General features: G+C 66.2%; 12 protein-coding genes. 6 read left to right on the top strand and 6 right to left on the bottom strand.

Annotated features, from left to right (window positions below):
* Nucleotides 1–108: 108 nt before the first annotated feature.
* Nucleotides 109–414: a GIY-YIG nuclease family protein gene (locus tag QCE83_RS10355; RefSeq protein WP_309809380.1), complete on the bottom strand. Its 306-nt coding sequence runs from the start codon at nt 412–414 to the stop codon at nt 109–111.
* Between the two features lie 176 nt (nt 415–590).
* Here QCE83_RS10355 and QCE83_RS10350 point away from each other — a divergent pair, with 176 nt between their 5' ends.
* From QCE83_RS10350 to QCE83_RS10330, 5 genes are all read left to right on the top strand, one after another.
* A complete protein-coding gene (locus tag QCE83_RS10350; RefSeq protein ID WP_309809378.1) occupies nt 591–1,733 on the top strand; it encodes a GNAT family N-acetyltransferase in 1,143 nt (380 codons plus the stop codon).
* Between the two features lie 61 nt (nt 1,734–1,794).
* Entirely contained in the window at nt 1,795–3,849 is a 2,055-nt protein-coding gene (locus tag QCE83_RS10345; protein ID WP_309809376.1) for an NAD(+) synthase, read from the top strand.
* A 139-nt stretch (nt 3,850–3,988) separates the two neighbouring features.
* Nucleotides 3,989–4,327, top strand: a complete 339-nt coding sequence (glnK, locus tag QCE83_RS10340; protein ID WP_086969848.1) for a P-II family nitrogen regulator — start codon at nt 3,989–3,991, stop codon at nt 4,325–4,327.
* 184 nt (nt 4,328–4,511) lie between these two features.
* A complete protein-coding gene (locus QCE83_RS10335) occupies nt 4,512–6,269 on the top strand; it encodes a cation:proton antiporter (protein WP_309809372.1) in 1,758 nt (585 codons plus the stop codon).
* 147 nt (nt 6,270–6,416) lie between these two features.
* Nucleotides 6,417–7,811, top strand: a complete 1,395-nt coding sequence (locus QCE83_RS10330) for a gamma-glutamyl-gamma-aminobutyrate hydrolase family protein (protein ID WP_309809370.1) — start codon at nt 6,417–6,419, stop codon at nt 7,809–7,811.
* 94 nt (nt 7,812–7,905) lie between these two features.
* Here QCE83_RS10330 and QCE83_RS10325 read toward each other — a convergent pair whose 3' ends face one another.
* From QCE83_RS10325 to QCE83_RS10315, 3 genes are all read right to left on the bottom strand, one after another.
* Complete coding sequence (locus tag QCE83_RS10325) at nt 7,906–8,667, bottom strand: DUF2968 domain-containing protein (protein ID WP_309809368.1); 762 nt, start codon at nt 8,665–8,667, stop codon at nt 7,906–7,908.
* Nucleotides 8,668–8,743: 76 nt separating this feature from the next.
* Entirely contained in the window at nt 8,744–9,646 is a 903-nt protein-coding gene (locus QCE83_RS10320) for a hypothetical protein (RefSeq protein WP_309809366.1), read from the bottom strand.
* A 210-nt stretch (nt 9,647–9,856) separates the two neighbouring features.
* The gene (locus QCE83_RS10315; protein WP_309809365.1) at nt 9,857–10,399 is read right to left on the bottom strand and encodes a GNAT family N-acetyltransferase; all 543 of its coding nucleotides are present in this window, start codon (nt 10,397–10,399) and stop codon (nt 9,857–9,859) included.
* A 224-nt stretch (nt 10,400–10,623) separates the two neighbouring features.
* On the opposite strand from QCE83_RS10315, the gene QCE83_RS10310 reads away from it, so the two are divergent.
* The gene (locus QCE83_RS10310) at nt 10,624–11,919 is read left to right on the top strand and encodes an MFS transporter (RefSeq protein ID WP_309809363.1); all 1,296 of its coding nucleotides are present in this window, start codon (nt 10,624–10,626) and stop codon (nt 11,917–11,919) included.
* A gap of 6 nt (nt 11,920–11,925) precedes the next feature.
* Here QCE83_RS10310 and QCE83_RS10305 read toward each other — a convergent pair whose 3' ends face one another.
* Together QCE83_RS10305 and QCE83_RS10300 are read right to left on the bottom strand one after the other, a co-directional pair.
* Entirely contained in the window at nt 11,926–12,489 is a 564-nt protein-coding gene (locus tag QCE83_RS10305) for a pyridoxamine 5'-phosphate oxidase family protein (protein ID WP_309809361.1), read from the bottom strand.
* A 21-nt stretch (nt 12,490–12,510) separates the two neighbouring features.
* A complete protein-coding gene (locus QCE83_RS10300) occupies nt 12,511–14,361 on the bottom strand; it encodes a tetratricopeptide repeat protein (RefSeq protein WP_309809359.1) in 1,851 nt (616 codons plus the stop codon).
* Between the last annotated feature and the right edge of the window lie 15 nt (nt 14,362–14,376).

The following is a 14,376-nucleotide window of genomic DNA, read 5'->3' as shown; positions in this document are numbered from 1 at the left end:
CCCCCAAACATGTAACGCGGGCCCCCATGTGCAAACGCGGGCAGTTTGCGGGGCTTTTCCCCGCCCCCCCCCCCGCCCGCCCCCCCCCCGCCCCCCCCCGTCTGCATTTCAGGCGCCGTCTTCGAGATCGACGGCCGCCTCGGCGCACGGCACCACCGATGCCAGCGTGCGCCCGCCTTCGATCAATTCGCGCTTCTGCCGCGGCGTCAACCGCTTGACGAAGTATTCCGCGCGCGACGCTTCCGAACGGCCCGTCAGCTCGAACGACGCCATCACGCGCAGCGGCTTCCGCGCCCGCGTATAGCGCGCGCCCTTGCCGCTCAGGTGCGCGGCGAAGCGCGCTTCGACGTCGGTGGCGATGCCGGTGTAGAGACTGCCGTCAGCGCATTCGATCAGATACAGGAACCAGGGCATTGCGTTCGCCGGGCGGGAGGGTGTGTGCCGCGCATTATGGCTGAAAGCATCGGGGCGGGGCGCTGCAACGCTCAAACCGGCTTCGGCGAGGCGTGGCGAGTTGCGCGAGAATAGCCGCTTTCGGACGCGCGCGGCCGCGTAGCGCGCGTTCATCGATATTCCAGCGAGGTAGCCTGTTGAATCGCGAAGTCGAAATTCATGTGGTCGATACGCTCGAAGACATCCCCGCCGACGACTGGAACCGGCTCGCCGGCGACAATCCGTTCGTGCGCCACGCGTTCATTGCCGCGTTGCAGGACACGGGCTGCGCGGTCAAGCGCACCGGCTGGCGCGCGCATCATCTGTTGCTGAAGCGCGGCGACACGCTCGCGGGCGTCATGCCGCTGTATCTCAAGTCGCACTCGCGCGGCGAATATGTGTTCGATCACGCCTGGGCCGACGCCTTCGAGCGCCACGGCCTGCGCTATTACCCGAAGGCGCTGTCGGCGGTGCCGTTCTCGCCGGTGACGGGGCCGCGCCTGATCGCCGCGCATCACGACGAACGCGTGATGCTGGCGCGCGGTGCGATCGAACTGACGCGCCAGCTCGAACTGTCGTCGCTGCACGTGCTGTTTCCGGAGGCGCAGGACGTCGAAGCGCTGACCGACGCAGGCTACATGCTGCGCGAGGGCGTGCAGTTCCACTGGGAGAACGCGCCCGGCGAAGGCTATGCGAACTTCGACGCATTCCTCGCGACGATGAGCCACGACAAGCGCAAGAAGGTCAAACAGGACCGTCGGCGCGTGACGGAAGCGGGCGTCACGTACACCTGGCTCCGTGGCGCGCAGATCGATCAGGGCGCGCTCGACTTCTTCTACGACTGCTACGACAACACCTATCGCGAGCACTGGAACGCGCCGTATCTGACGCGCGAGTTCTTCGGCCGCATCCATGCCGACGCGCCCGACAGCATGTTGCTCGTGATCGCCGAAGCGGACGGCCAGCGGCTCGCGTGCGCGCTCAACATGATCGGCGGCGACACCATGTACGGCCGCTACTGGGGCACGCGCGAGTTCATCTCGGGACTGCATTTCGAGACCTGCTACATGCAAGGCATCGCGTATTGCATCGAGCATCGGCTGGCGCGTTTCGAAGGCGGCGCGCAGGGCGTGCACAAGATGTCGCGCGGACTGCTGCCGACGCCCACGTGGTCCGCGCACTGGATCGCGGACCAGCGTTTCGCCCATGCGATCTCCGAGTTTCTCGATGCCGAAACCGAGGCGATGACCCAGCACATCGAGGAGCTGGAGGCGCATACGCCGTTCCGAAAGAAGACCTGATGCGATAATCGGCCGGGCATAGTGCGTCCGGCGTCCGGCATCCCACCCGTTCAGATCGACCATGAACAGAAACTTCTTCAACCTGTATAGCCACGACTTCGCGCGCGTCGCGGTGGGCGTGCCGGCCTGCAAAGTCGCGGATCCGGAATTCAACGCTGCGCAGACGCTCGAACTCGCGAGACAGGCGGCGGCGCGCGGCGCGGTGCTGGTCGCGTTTCCGGAACTGGGCCTCTCCGCCTATACCTGCGACGACCTGTTTCATCAGCGCGCGTTGCTCGATGCCTGCGAAGACGCATTGCAGACGCTGCTCGACGCCTCGAAGGGCCTCAATCTCGCGATGATCGTCGGCGCGCCGCTGCGCGTCGAGCACAAGCTGTTCAACTGCGCGATCGTCATCGCCGATGGCTTCATTCGCGGCGTCGTACCGAAGAGCTATCTGCCGAACTACGGCGAGTTCTACGAGGCGCGCCAGTTCAGTCCCGCCGATGCCGCGACCACCACCACGCTCCGGCTGTGCGGCCAGGACGTGCCGTTCGGCGCGTCGCTGCTGTTCCAGATCAGGGGCCTTCCGCTGTTTCGCTTCCATGTGGAAATCTGCGAGGACGTCTGGGTGCCGGTGCCGCCGTCGTGCTTCGCGGCGCTCGCGGGCGCGACCGTGCTCGTGAACCTGTCGGCGTCGAATATCGTGGTGGGCAAGTCGGCGTACCGGCATCAGCTCGTCAGCCAGCAGTCGGCGCGCTGCGTCGCGGCGTATCTGTACACGTCGGCGGGCGACGGCGAGTCGTCCACCGATCTCGCTTGGGACGGCCAGGGCCTCATCTACGAAAACGGCGCGTTGCTGGCCGAGTCGGAGCGCTTCTCGCGCGACTCGCATCTGATCTTCGCCGATGTCGATCTCGAACGGCTCTCGCGCGAACGCATGCGCCAGACCACCTTCGGCCGCTCGACGCAGCGGCATGCGGACGAAGTCGCGCGTTTCGACGTGATCGAGTTTCCGCTCGCCATTCCCGCCGACAGCAAGCTGCCGCTCGAACGTCATGTCGAGCGTTTCCCCTACGTTCCGTCCGATGCCGCGCGCCGCGACGAACGCTGCAACGAGGTCTACAACATCCAGGTGCAGGCGTTGCTGCAACGCTTGCAGTCGTCGGGAATGTCGAAGGTCGTGATCGGCATTTCGGGCGGACTCGATTCGACCCATGCACTGCTGGTGTGCGCGAAGGCGATGGACCGGCTCGGCCTGCCGCGCGCGAACATCCTCGCGTACACGATGCCGGGCTTCGCCACCAGCGAACGCACCTTGAGCCAGGCACGCGAACTGATGGAGGTGATCGGCTGCACGGCGCATGAAATCGACATCCGGCCGAGCTGCGTGCAGATGCTGTCCGACATCGGCCATCCGCACAGCACCGGCGCCGAGCAGTACGACATCACCTATGAAAACGTGCAGGCCGGCGAGCGCACGAGTCATCTGTTCCGGCTCGCCAACTTCAACCAGGCGATCGTCATCGGCACCGGCGATCTGAGCGAGCTGGCACTCGGATGGTGCACCTATGGCGTCGGCGATCACATGTCGCATTACAACGTCAACGCCAGCGTGCCGAAGACGCTGATCACGCATCTGGTGCGCTGGGTGGCGGAGTCGGGACAGATCGGCAGCACCGGCAGCGACGTGCTCGAGAACGTCCTCGCCACCGATATCAGTCCCGAGCTGATCCCCGGCAAGACGAGCGGCGTGGTGGAGCAGAAGACGGAGAGCGTCATCGGCCCATACGAGTTGCAGGACTTCAACCTGTACTACACGCTGCGTTTTGGCTTCGCGCCGACGAAGGTGGCGTTCCTCGCGCTGCATGCATGGCGCGACCGCGATGCGGGCACCTGGCCGGAAGGCCCCGCGGTGGTGCGCAATCAGTACGGCATCGGCGACATCCGCAAGAACCTGAAGATCTTTCTGGACCGCTTCTTCCGCACCAGCCAGTTCAAGCGGTCATGCGTGCCGAATGCGCCGAAGGTCGGTTCGGGCGGCTCGCTTTCGCCGCGCGGCGACTGGCGCGCGCCCAGCGATTCGCAGGCCACCGTCTGGCTCAAGGACCTGGTGCGCGTGCCTGTCACCGAATAACGGGGGACGCGTTTTTGAGGACCTCGCGGTTTACCGGACCGCTTGCGCGATGAAACGCAGCTAGAATCGAAATCATCTGTCCCGCGCGGGACACGACCTCTTTCGAATCCATTGAACCGAACTCCATGCGAGGCACGCCATGAAACGCATCACCGCCATCATCAAACCGTTCAAGCTCGACGAAGTGCGTGAAGCGCTCGCCGAAGTGGGCCTCACCGGCCTCACGGTCACGGAAGTGAAGGGCTTCGGCCGTCAGAAGGGACACACGGAGCTCTATCGCGGTGCAGAGTACGTGGTGGACTTCCTGCCGAAGGTGAAGATCGAAGTGGTCGTCGCCAACGACCAGACCGACCAGGTCATCGACGCGATCATCGGCGCCGCGCGCACCGGCAAGATCGGCGACGGCAAGATCTTTGTCGCCGAAGTCGAGCGCGTGATCCGTATCCGCACCGGCGAGGAAAACGAAGCGGCAGTCTGAGCGCCGCGGTTCTTCCGGTTTCAGGGCTTGCCGTTCGCGCGAGCCCTTCTTCAGCCGTTCTGCGCAGGTTCGCGGAACGCGCGCCGCCCTTCGCTGTTCGCCTCAATTTATTGCCCGACCGCAGGATTTCACCGTCCGTGCGGTAACATCGGTGATCGATTACATATTTGAAAGGATTCGCTGAATGCATCATGCGATCGGGTTCATTCAGGATCTCGCGGTGATCATGGCCATCGCGGGCGTCGTGACGGTGCTGTTCCACCGCATGCGGCAGCCGGTCGTGCTCGGTTACATCGTGGCGGGCGTGATCATCGGGCCGTACACGCCGCCGTTCAATCTCATTCACGACGAAGCCACCATCCAGACGCTCGGCGAGCTCGGCGTGGTCTTCCTGATGTTCTCGCTCGGGCTCGAATTCAGTCTGCGCAAGCTGTTCAAGGTTGGTGCAACGGCGTTCGTCGCGGCGCTCTCGGAAATCGTGCTGATGATCTGGATCGGCTACGAGATCGGCCGCTGGTTCGGCTGGAACGCGATGGACTCGCTGTTCCTCGGCGCGATGCTCGCCATCTCGTCGACCACCATCATCGTGAAGGCGCTGTCCGAGCTGAACATGAAACGCGAAGGCTTCGCGCAGCTCGTGTTCGGCATTCTGATCGTCGAGGATATTCTCGCCATTGCCATGCTCGTACTGCTGTCGGGCATCGCGCAGACCGGTTCGGTGAGCGCCGGCATCGCGTTCGTGACGCTCGGCAAGCTGCTGCTGTTCATGACGGTGTCGCTGGTGGTTGGCATCCTGACGGTGCCGCGCGCGCTCAATTACGTGGCGCGCGCGAAGAGCGACGAGATGCTGCTCGTCACCGTGCTCGGCTTCTGTTTCGGCTTCTGCTTGCTGGTCGTGAAGCTGGATTATTCGATCGCGCTCGGCGCCTTCCTGATCGGCGCGATCATGGCGGAGTCGAAGCATCTCGCGCGCATCGAGCATCTGATTGCGCCGGTGCGCGACATGTTCTCGGCCATCTTCTTCGTCACCATCGGCCTGCTGCTGAACCCGACCGTGCTGGTCGACTACGCATGGCCCATCGCGGTCATCACGGTCGCGGTGGTGTTCGGCAAGATCGTCTCGTGCGGCCTGGGCACCTTTCTCGCGGGCAAGGACGGGCGCACGTCGATGCGCGTCGGCATGAGCGTCGCGCAGATCGGCGAGTTCTCGTTCATCATCGCGTCGCTCGGGTTGTCGCTCAAGGTCACGAGCGGCTTCCTGTATCCGATCGCGGTGGCCGTGTCCGCGCTCACCACGCTATTCACGCCGTATCTGATCCGCGCCGCCGATCCGTTGACGATGCGCGTCGCCCGCGCGATGCCCGCACCGTTGTCGAACACGTTCGGGCTGTACTCGCAGTGGCTCGCGAGCCTCACGACCGGCTCCGGCGGCCCGACGCTGTTCTCGATGACCAAGCGCATCGTGTTGCAGATCGCGGTCAATCTTGCGCTCGTCGCGGCGATTTTCATCAGCGCGTCGTATGCGGCGCCGTTCGCGTTCGCGCAGCTCGCGCGCTGGCTCGACTCCGACAATGCGCAGCGCGTCGTGCTGTGGAGCGCCGCGCTGGTGGTGGCGATGCCGTTCCTGGTGGCGGTGTATCGCAAGCTCGAATCGCTGGCGCTGCTGCTGGCCGAAGTGAGCGTGCAGCCGGCCAAGGCGGGGCGCTTTACGCGCGCGATCCGCTCGGCGATCTCGGGGCTGATTCCGATCGTCGCGATGTTCGGGGTGTTCCTGCTGGTGGCCGCGTTGTCGGGCGCGATCCTGCCGCCGTTCGGGCTGATGATCGCCGTGCTGCTGTGCGCGGCGCTCCTGCTGACGGTGCTGTGGCGCTGGTGCGTGAAGATTCACGCGACGATGCAGATCGCCTTGCGCGAAACCTTCGAGGAACCGCGCGAACACTGATGTTGGATCGCCCGGCGGAGTATTACCGGCGCGCGGGAGAATGTGAGCCAATGTGACCAATTGTGTGCCGGTTTGCCGCAGATGGTTCACTGGCGGATAATTGGGGCTTGTCCATTCTTTCAAGGCGCGCGGGCGTCCGACATCGGAATGAGCGATAACAACACCTCCAAAGGCAGCAACACTCCAGACGGGCGCACGAGCGGCGCGGGTTCTTCTACAGCGGGCGGCTCGCAGCACGACGCCTCGCGCGGTGCGAATCCCACGGCGCCGCCGGAAGCCGCGGCGGCCGCTGCGGCGCCCGGGCCGGCCGCCAGCGCCACTGAACGCGCGTCGACGGATGCGCCTTCCAGCGCGGCGAACGTCGAACCCGTCGATATCCAGCAGGCCCGCCGCGACGACGCGCAAGCAGCCTCGGTTCACGTGAAGCCTGCGCCGGCGGATGCCAGGTCGAGCCTCGCGCAGAACCTCGAGGCGGCCACTGAAGCAGAAGCGGAAGCCGAAGTCACACGCACCACCAACGCTCAGTCCGCGGCATCGGATTCGCCCACTGGCCGCACCGCGCCGCCGGCTACCGCCGGTTTTCCCTCCGGCATCGCCGAGGCGCCGGATTTCAGCAAGCTCAATGTTCCCCCTGTGCCCGACGCGGCTGCCACGCAGCCGCAGCCTGCGTACCTGAAGCAGTCGGATTCGGCGTGGTCGGTGTTTGGCCGCATCATCGCGGCGCGCGCGCGCCAGATTTTCGACCGGGCAGGGCAGCGGGTCACGCAGCGCACCCTGCGGATTGGCGTCTCGGCTCGGATCTTTCACCCGGAGCCCGGCGCCAAGGGGCTGCGCGGCAAGACGCTGCAATATCTGGAGGAGTCCATCGCCCATTGGGTGATGTCGCGCGACGTGCTGGTCTTCATGATTCCGACCGTCGGCAACCAGGGCATGCTGCATACGAGCAATATCCGTCTGCGCGACTACGCGAAGCATCTCGACGGCCTGCTGCTGCAAGGCGGCGCCGATGTCTCGCCGCAATCCTACGAGGAAGTCACGACGCGTCCCGAATGGCCCGGCGACCGCGTGCGCGACATGTACGAGCTCGAACTGCTGCATGAGTTCGTCGAGTCGGGCAAGCCGGTGCTGGGCGTGTGCCGGGGTTGCCAGCTGATCAACGTGGCGTTCGGCGGCACGCTCTACGGCGACATCGCCACCGAGGTCCCGACGGCCGGCGTGCACGTCAACGAGCAGTATGACCAGCATCGGCACGCCATCCGCTTCCCGGATGGCTCGACGCTCGCCAACATGTTCCCGAACCAGCGCGACGCCCTCGTCAATTCGATCCACCATCAGGCAGTGCGGACGCTCGGCCGTGATCTGAATATCGAGGCGGTGTCGGCGTCGGACGGCATCATCGAAGCGGTGCGCTATCGCAAGGCGCCGTTTGTCGTGGGCGTGCAGTGGCATCCGGAGTTCCATCGCGCGGGCGGTGCGGAACTGCTCGATTGCACCCCGCTGCTCGATACCTTCCTGCGCGTGGCGCGAGAAACGCGCTTCTGAGCCGGCGCGACGGTTTCATCTCGCCAGCACCCACAGCACAAGGCCCGCTGCAATCGAGCGGGCCTTGTGCTTTTTCAGGCGCTGAAGCGGACGCTCAGTCCGCTGCTTTATCCGACCAACGCTTCGCGGCCGCCGTATTCGATGTGCCCAGCCCGGCCTCGGTCGCGCGCTGCAACTGGTCCACCTGCAGCTGCAATGCGCGCAGCTTGCGTTCGGCTTCGAGCTTGTCGCTCTGCAAGCTTGCGGCTTCGACCTGCAACTGCTGCTGACGCTGCGACACCTGAGAGTCCTGCTGTTGCGCGAGGACGAGATCGGCGGAAAGCCGGTTCGCGCGATCCGCCGATTTGGCGATCACGCGGTCGAGCAATGCCTTCTGCGCCGTCAGCTGGATGCGGCGGATTTCGCCTTCCGCGAGCGTGAAGCTCTTGCGCGCGAAGTCTGCGTAGACCGAATCGGCGCGCCCGGCGTCCTGCGTCTTCACCACGCGCCACCAGCGGTCGTCCTGCGACAACGCCACGTAGTACAGCATCTCTTGCGCGAGGAAGAACAGCTTCGCGCCGTAGCTGCCGTTGCGGGTGGCGCGCAACTCGGTGAGGTTTCCCGCCTGCACCAGGCTCTGCAATTCCGCGATGTTGCCTTCGGCACGCGGCGCACGCGGGTCGCCTGCCGGGGCGGAAGCGTCGTCGGCGGTGTCGTCCGCGGTGCGGGTCTCCGACCCCGGGCGCGGAGCAGCGGGTGCGGTTCTGGGCTGGCTCGAAGCAGCGGACGCAATCGCGAACGGCGCGAGCGTCCCGCAGAGGCAGAGGGACAGCGCGAGCGCGAGCGTCGTGTGACGGACGGGTCTGGATTGCTTCATGTTGGCGTTCGGGCCGAAAAGGTTGATCGGACGGGTTCGCTGCTTCCTGACGTGCATCCTGTGTCGTTCATCGCGGTCAGTCGGCCGCTGCGCCTCCGTCGCCGGCATCACGTGCATCAGGGGCGTCAGGTGCGGGCGCGTTGCTGTCGAGCGTCGGCGAGTGCTGCAGCAAGGCATAAAGCGAGTGCACATTCATCGCGCCGGTTCGGGCGGACTTCACCCGCGCTGTCTTGCGCTGCGCTTCCGTGCGCTCATGCCGCGAACGACTCACCGTGATGGCACGCGTTCGATCCGCTTCCCGCGCGACGGCGGTGCGGCGGGGAACCGCTGCCGCCGGGTCTTGCGGCAGGCGCGCGGAGACCTCGGCGGGAGCTTCCGGCTCAATCGAGCGAGCAGGGGCGGCTACGGCTGCCACGACTGCCGCCGGCGGTGCATGAGCGGAAGGAATGGGCGGTTTCTCCGTCGGCCCGGACCGCGCGGCTTCCGTGAAAGGTGCCGCTGGCTGCACGTTCGGCGCGGCTGGCTCGTTGCCGAACAGCAGCCACAGCAACAGCAGCGCGCCGACGGAGATCGCCACGCCGGTCAGGATCTGCGCAATGCGCGACATGCCCCGGCGCGCCGCGCCGAGTCCCGCGTGGATCGGCGCGCTCAGACGCAGCGGATCCACCGGCGCTTCTTCCGCGCGCGTGCGGGCGCGATGGCTGTCGAGCAGGTCGAGGATGGCGCGGGGCAATTCGCCGTGTGCGAACACGCTCCACAGGCTGACCGCGCGATAACGCGAAGTGGAATCGGACAAACGGAAGGCCGGCAGATAAGCGGTCTTGAACCGTGCCGCATACAGCGCGATCTCGAACGGCGACTGAACCGGACGCGCGCGCGCGAGCGTCCATGCGACGCCGAAGTCCAGCGCGGGGTCCGGCAGCGGGCGCACCGTCGGCAGACGCAGTTCGCCTTCCACAACGATCAACGGTTCGCTCATCGAGATTCCACAGACATGCGCCGCACGCGGGCAGCAGCGGAATGCATCGACCCTGATGGCGCGGAAAACGGCCTCGTCGCGCGGGCGGACAAGCCGAATTTTCGACCGGCAATCATACGAAACGGTTTTCCTTCCCGCGACCAGAACATTCCTAATTTCACTGGCGCGAGCGGAAAACCGCGTGCGTTTCAGCGTGCAGCGGCGCCGGGCTCAGTCGAGCGGGAAGACGTAGCGCAAGCAGAACAGGTCGATGCCCGCCAGGTGATCGGCTTCGCGCGCCTCGCGTCGCCAGCCGCGCGATTCATAGAAGCCGATGGCCGCGGCATTCTGCTCCAGCACGGACAGGTGCAGTTGCCGCGCGCCGCGCTCGCGCGCCCAGCGGATCGCTTCCGCAAGCATCGCGGTGCCTGTGCCGAGTCCCTTGTGTCCCGGCAGCGCGTGCAGGTTGTCGACGAGCATGCTGCCGTGCTCGTCAGGTTCGATCAGACAGGTGAAGCCAACTGCCTCTCCGTCATGCTGGGCGATGACCACGCGGCCCGCGCCTTGCATCAGCTCCGGCAGGTGCGTTGCCCAGTGCGCGGCGCGTTCCGCGTGGATGTCGCGATCGAGGTATGCGTCCGGCAGGATGCCGCGATAGGCTGCCATCCAGCTGCGCACGTGCATCGAGATGATCAGGTCGCGGTCCTCGGGCGTGGCGTCGCGCAGGACGAGCTGCGGTCGTGGATGTTCCGTTGTCGGTTTTGCGTTAGGCATATGTAAGCTATTTTTAATGTAATTTGAACGAAATTAGGCGCTGTTCTATGCAGCCGTCAAGGCACAGGCGTTAAGATTGAGGTCGCCGCAACCATAACAACGAAGCCTGTTCCTCCCGGTCAGCACGGCGCGCCGCCATCCGTCCATGCACGGATCCTGCGCAGGTCGCTGAACCGCGCACCGCGAGGCCCGTCGCGCTCATCTCACGATTGTCGAGAACGTTCATGTCCACAGCCCACGTCGCTCCAGCCAACGAATCAAAGTTCAAGTCGGTGTTTCGCGTCGTCAGCGGAAACTTCCTTGAGATGTACGACTTCATGGTCTACGGCTATTACGCCTCGGCGATCGCCAAGACCTATTTTCCGAGCGGCAACGAGTTCGCCTCGCTGATGCTCGCGCTCTCCGTGTTCGGCGCGGGCTTCCTGATGCGTCCCGTAGGCGCCATCGTGCTCGGCGCGTACATCGATCATCATGGCCGCCGCAAAGGCCTGATCCTGACACTCGGGCTGATGGCGGTCGGCACCGCCTGCGTCGCGCTGGTGCCGGGCTATGCCACCATCGGCGCGCTGGCGCCGATCATCGTGCTCGGCGGGCGTCTGCTGCAAGGCTTCTCGGCCGGCGTGGAGCTGGGCGGGGTGTCGGTGTACCTGTCCGAGATCGCCACCAAGGGCAACAAGGGCTTCTATTGCTCCTGGCAGTCCGGTAGCCAGCAAGTCGCGGTGGTGTTCGCCGCGCTCATCGGCGTGATCATGAACCGGCTGCTGCCCGCCGACCAGATGACCGCATGGGGCTGGCGCGTGCCGTTCCTGATCGGCTGCCTGATCGTGCCGTTCCTGTTCATCATTCGCCGTTCGCTGCGTGAAACCGAAGAGTTCCTCGCGCGCAAGCATCGTCCGAGCATGGGCCAGATTGCCCGTTCGATCGCGCAGAACTGGGGCATCGTGCTGGCCGGCATGGGCATGGTCATCATGACCACCGTGTCGTTCTACATGATCACTGCCTACACGCCGACCTTCGGCAAGGAAGTGCTCAAGCTCTCGTCGATCGATGCGCTCGTCGTCACCGTGTGCGTCGGCATTTCGAACCTGGTGTGGCTGCCGGTGATGGGCGCGCTGTCGGATCGCGTGGGACGCCGGCCGGTGCTGCTGGTGTTCACGATCCTCACCATTCTCACGTCGTATCCGGTGGTGCAATGGCTGGTGGCGGATCCGTCCTTCATGCGCCTGCTGCTGTGCGAACTGTGGCTCTCGTTCCTGTACGGCAGCTACAACGGCGCGATGGTCGTCGCGCTCACCGAAGTCATGCCGGTCGAGGTGCGCACCACCGGCTTCTCGATGGCCTACAGCCTTGCGACGACCATCGGCGGCTTCACGCCGGCCATCTCCACGTATCTGATCCACGTCACCGGCAACAAGGCCGCGCCGGGTCTGTGGATGGGCCTCGCCGCCGTGTGCGGGCTGATCGCAACGTGCGTGCTGTATCGCTCGCCGGAAGCGCGCAACCAGTACAAGACCGCCTGAGCGCAGTCAGGGCGCGAGCCACTGGCCGCGCCAGTTTCCTGCATCGAAGAGGAAGCGCGCCCGGACGTGTCCTTCCGGCGCCAGATGAAGATAGTCGATCCCTGAAACGGCGATCTCGATCAGGCAGAAATGCTCGAAGCCATCCGTCGCCGCGGGGTCCGGATGCGCCTCGGCGGGCGTCGATACCGGCGTGCCGGGCGCAACCGGCGTGCGATAGACAATCAGCGTGCGCGGCCGGCTCGCTTCCCATACAGGTCGTGTGTCGCGCGGATCCTCGACGATGCGCGCCGTGCCCGTCAGCCGCAATTGCTTGCCGGCGTCCATATCGCAGCCGATGATCGCAATGCGTGCATCGCGTCGCAACTCGGCGACTTTCGTCGAACGCAAGTCGGTGTGAAACATGAGCGAACGCCGCGCGCGACACGTGCGCCGCAGCATCACGGTGCGCACGGCGGGCGCGCCGTCCAGCCCGTGCGTCGCGGCCTGGAGCATCGTGAAGGGCGAGCGCTGTGCGCCGGCGTTCGCGCCGGAGTCGAGCAGGGTCCAGACTTCGTCGAGAATCTCTTCCATCCGTGATCTTCCGGTGCGTGGTCAGTCTCGCAGCGCCGTCGCCACATGTTCGATCACCTCGCGCCATGCGCCCGGCGCTTGCTGGCGCACCAGCCGCGCGGCGGGATACCACGCACAGCGGTCGGAATCGATGCCCCAGCGCCAGTCGGCGGCATGCGCCAGCATCACCCACAGAGGCTTGCCGAGCGCGCCCGCGAGGTGGGCCACCGACGTATCCACAGACACCACCGCGTCCAGCCGGTCGACGATCGCGCCCGTGTCCGCGAAATTCTCCAGGCGTCCTTCGAAGTCGTGAATGGCCTTCGCATTCGGATGCGCGCGCAGCACGGCGCGCTCATGCGGGGTGAGGAACGGCTGCAACACGATCCAGTCGACATCCGCAAGCGCGAGCAGCGGCGCGAGCGCCTCGACGGGCGCCGAGCGCGTTTCGCCCGGCTGCATCCGTCCCGACCACGCAATGCCGATCTTGCGCTTGTGCTGCCCGCCGAGCGAGCCGCGCCACTTGCGCCGGTAGTCCGCCGGTACGACGAGGTAGGGCGTGCGCGCCGGCACCGCGTCCAGCGACGTGACGCCGAGCGCATGCGGCAGGCTCAGCAGCGGACAGAAGGCGTCCGCGCGCGAGGGCGCGTCGTCGGTGCGGCTTCGCAACTCGACGCGCGCGGCCTTGGCCGCGGGCGCGAGCAGCGGCGCGAGCGCGGGCTGCACCTCCAGCACGAGCTTTCCGGCACGCTGCGCCGCGAACGGCACGAAGCGCACGAACTGCAACGTGTCGCCGAAACCCTGTTCGGCGCGAACCAGCAGCGTGCGCGCCGGTATCGGTTCGCCCTGCCAGCGCGGCAGCGCCGGCGCGGGCTCGCTGCCGGCCGTGTCCAGACGCGCCTCGTAGGCCGGCAGGCCGCGCGCATAGTCGCCCGTCGCCAGCAGGGCGAGCGCGCGGTTCAGTTGCGCGGCGGGCATGCCGGCGTCGAGCCGCAACGCCTGATCGAAGGCACGCAACGCCGCCTGATGCGCGCCGCGCGCCAGATGTGCATTGCCGAGCGACAGCCACGCGACGCCGTATTTCGGATCGAGCCCGACCGCGCGCTCGAAGTGCGGCACGGCTTCCTCATGACGCCCGAGGCGGGCGAGCGCATGACCCAAGCCGAAATGTCCGGGCGCGAAGCGCGGCTGCAAGCCGACGGCGTGACGCAGGACGGGCAGCGCGTCGGCGGGATGGCCGTTCGCATCGAGCAGATTGCCGAGATTGAAGTGTGCGGCGACGTAGTTCGGTTCGACATCGAGCGCCGCGCGGAAGTGTTCGATGGCGCCGGGCGTATCGCCGAGCGCATTCAGCGCCATGCCGAGATTGTTGTGCGCCCCCGCGTGGCGCGGACGCAGGACGAGCGCGCGCCGGAAGGCCTGCGCCGCGTCCTTGAAGCGCCGCAACGCGGAGAGCGCATTGCCGAAGTTGTTCCAGGCGGCGGCGTCGTCGGGACGCAGGCGCAGCGCTTTCTCGAAGGCATCGGCGGCGTCTTCATGACGGCCCGCCGCCGTGTAGGCGTTGCCGAGGTTGTATTGCGCCAGCGGAAAACCGGGCGCGAGCGTCAGCGCATTGCGGAAGCGCTCGATGGCGTCGTCGAGCCGGCCGAGCGCCTTCAGCGCGTTGCCGAGGTTCAGTTGCAGGCCCGCGTCGGTCGGGCGCAGGTCCACGGCGCGGCGCACGAGCTCGGCCGCCTCCGCGTGCTGGCCTTGCTGATGGCGCAGCACGCCGAGGTAATGGAGCGCGTCGACGTGATGGGGTTCGGCGGCGAGCGCGGCTTGATAGTCGCGCTCCGCGTCGGTCAGGCGGCCGTCACGATGGGCCGCGAAACCGCGGGCGAAAACGGTGTCCATGACGGAAAAGAGACA

This window comes from Caballeronia sp. LZ034LL (assembly GCF_031451215.1).
In the GTDB taxonomy this organism is placed as follows: Bacteria; Pseudomonadota; Gammaproteobacteria; order Burkholderiales; family Burkholderiaceae; genus Caballeronia.
The sequence above is the reverse complement of the archived record's forward strand: the minus strand, read 5'-3'. Positions and strand labels throughout refer to the sequence as shown.

What these genes read in the sequence shown, in the direction of transcription:
- QCE83_RS10345 (WP_309809376.1), top strand. Translation starts at nt 1,795, where the DNA reads ATGAACAGAAACTTCTTCAACCTGTATAGCCACGACTTCGCGCGCGTC.
- QCE83_RS10305 (WP_309809361.1), bottom strand. Translation starts at nt 12,489, where the DNA reads ATGGAAGAGATTCTCGACGAAGTCTGGACCCTGCTCGACTCCGGCGCG.
- QCE83_RS10335 (WP_309809372.1), top strand. Translation starts at nt 4,512, where the DNA reads ATGCATCATGCGATCGGGTTCATTCAGGATCTCGCGGTGATCATGGCC.
- QCE83_RS10315 (WP_309809365.1), bottom strand. Translation starts at nt 10,399, where the DNA reads ATGCCTAACGCAAAACCGACAACGGAACATCCACGACCGCAGCTCGTC.
- QCE83_RS10325 (WP_309809368.1), bottom strand. Translation starts at nt 8,667, where the DNA reads ATGAAGCAATCCAGACCCGTCCGTCACACGACGCTCGCGCTCGCGCTG.
- glnK (WP_086969848.1), top strand. Translation starts at nt 3,989, where the DNA reads ATGAAACGCATCACCGCCATCATCAAACCGTTCAAGCTCGACGAAGTG.
- QCE83_RS10330 (WP_309809370.1), top strand. Translation starts at nt 6,417, where the DNA reads ATGAGCGATAACAACACCTCCAAAGGCAGCAACACTCCAGACGGGCGC.
- QCE83_RS10300 (WP_309809359.1), bottom strand. Translation starts at nt 14,361, where the DNA reads ATGGACACCGTTTTCGCCCGCGGTTTCGCGGCCCATCGTGACGGCCGC.
- QCE83_RS10355 (WP_309809380.1), bottom strand. Translation starts at nt 414, where the DNA reads ATGCCCTGGTTCCTGTATCTGATCGAATGCGCTGACGGCAGTCTCTAC.
- QCE83_RS10310 (WP_309809363.1), top strand. Translation starts at nt 10,624, where the DNA reads ATGTCCACAGCCCACGTCGCTCCAGCCAACGAATCAAAGTTCAAGTCG.
- QCE83_RS10320 (WP_309809366.1), bottom strand. Translation starts at nt 9,646, where the DNA reads ATGAGCGAACCGTTGATCGTTGTGGAAGGCGAACTGCGTCTGCCGACG.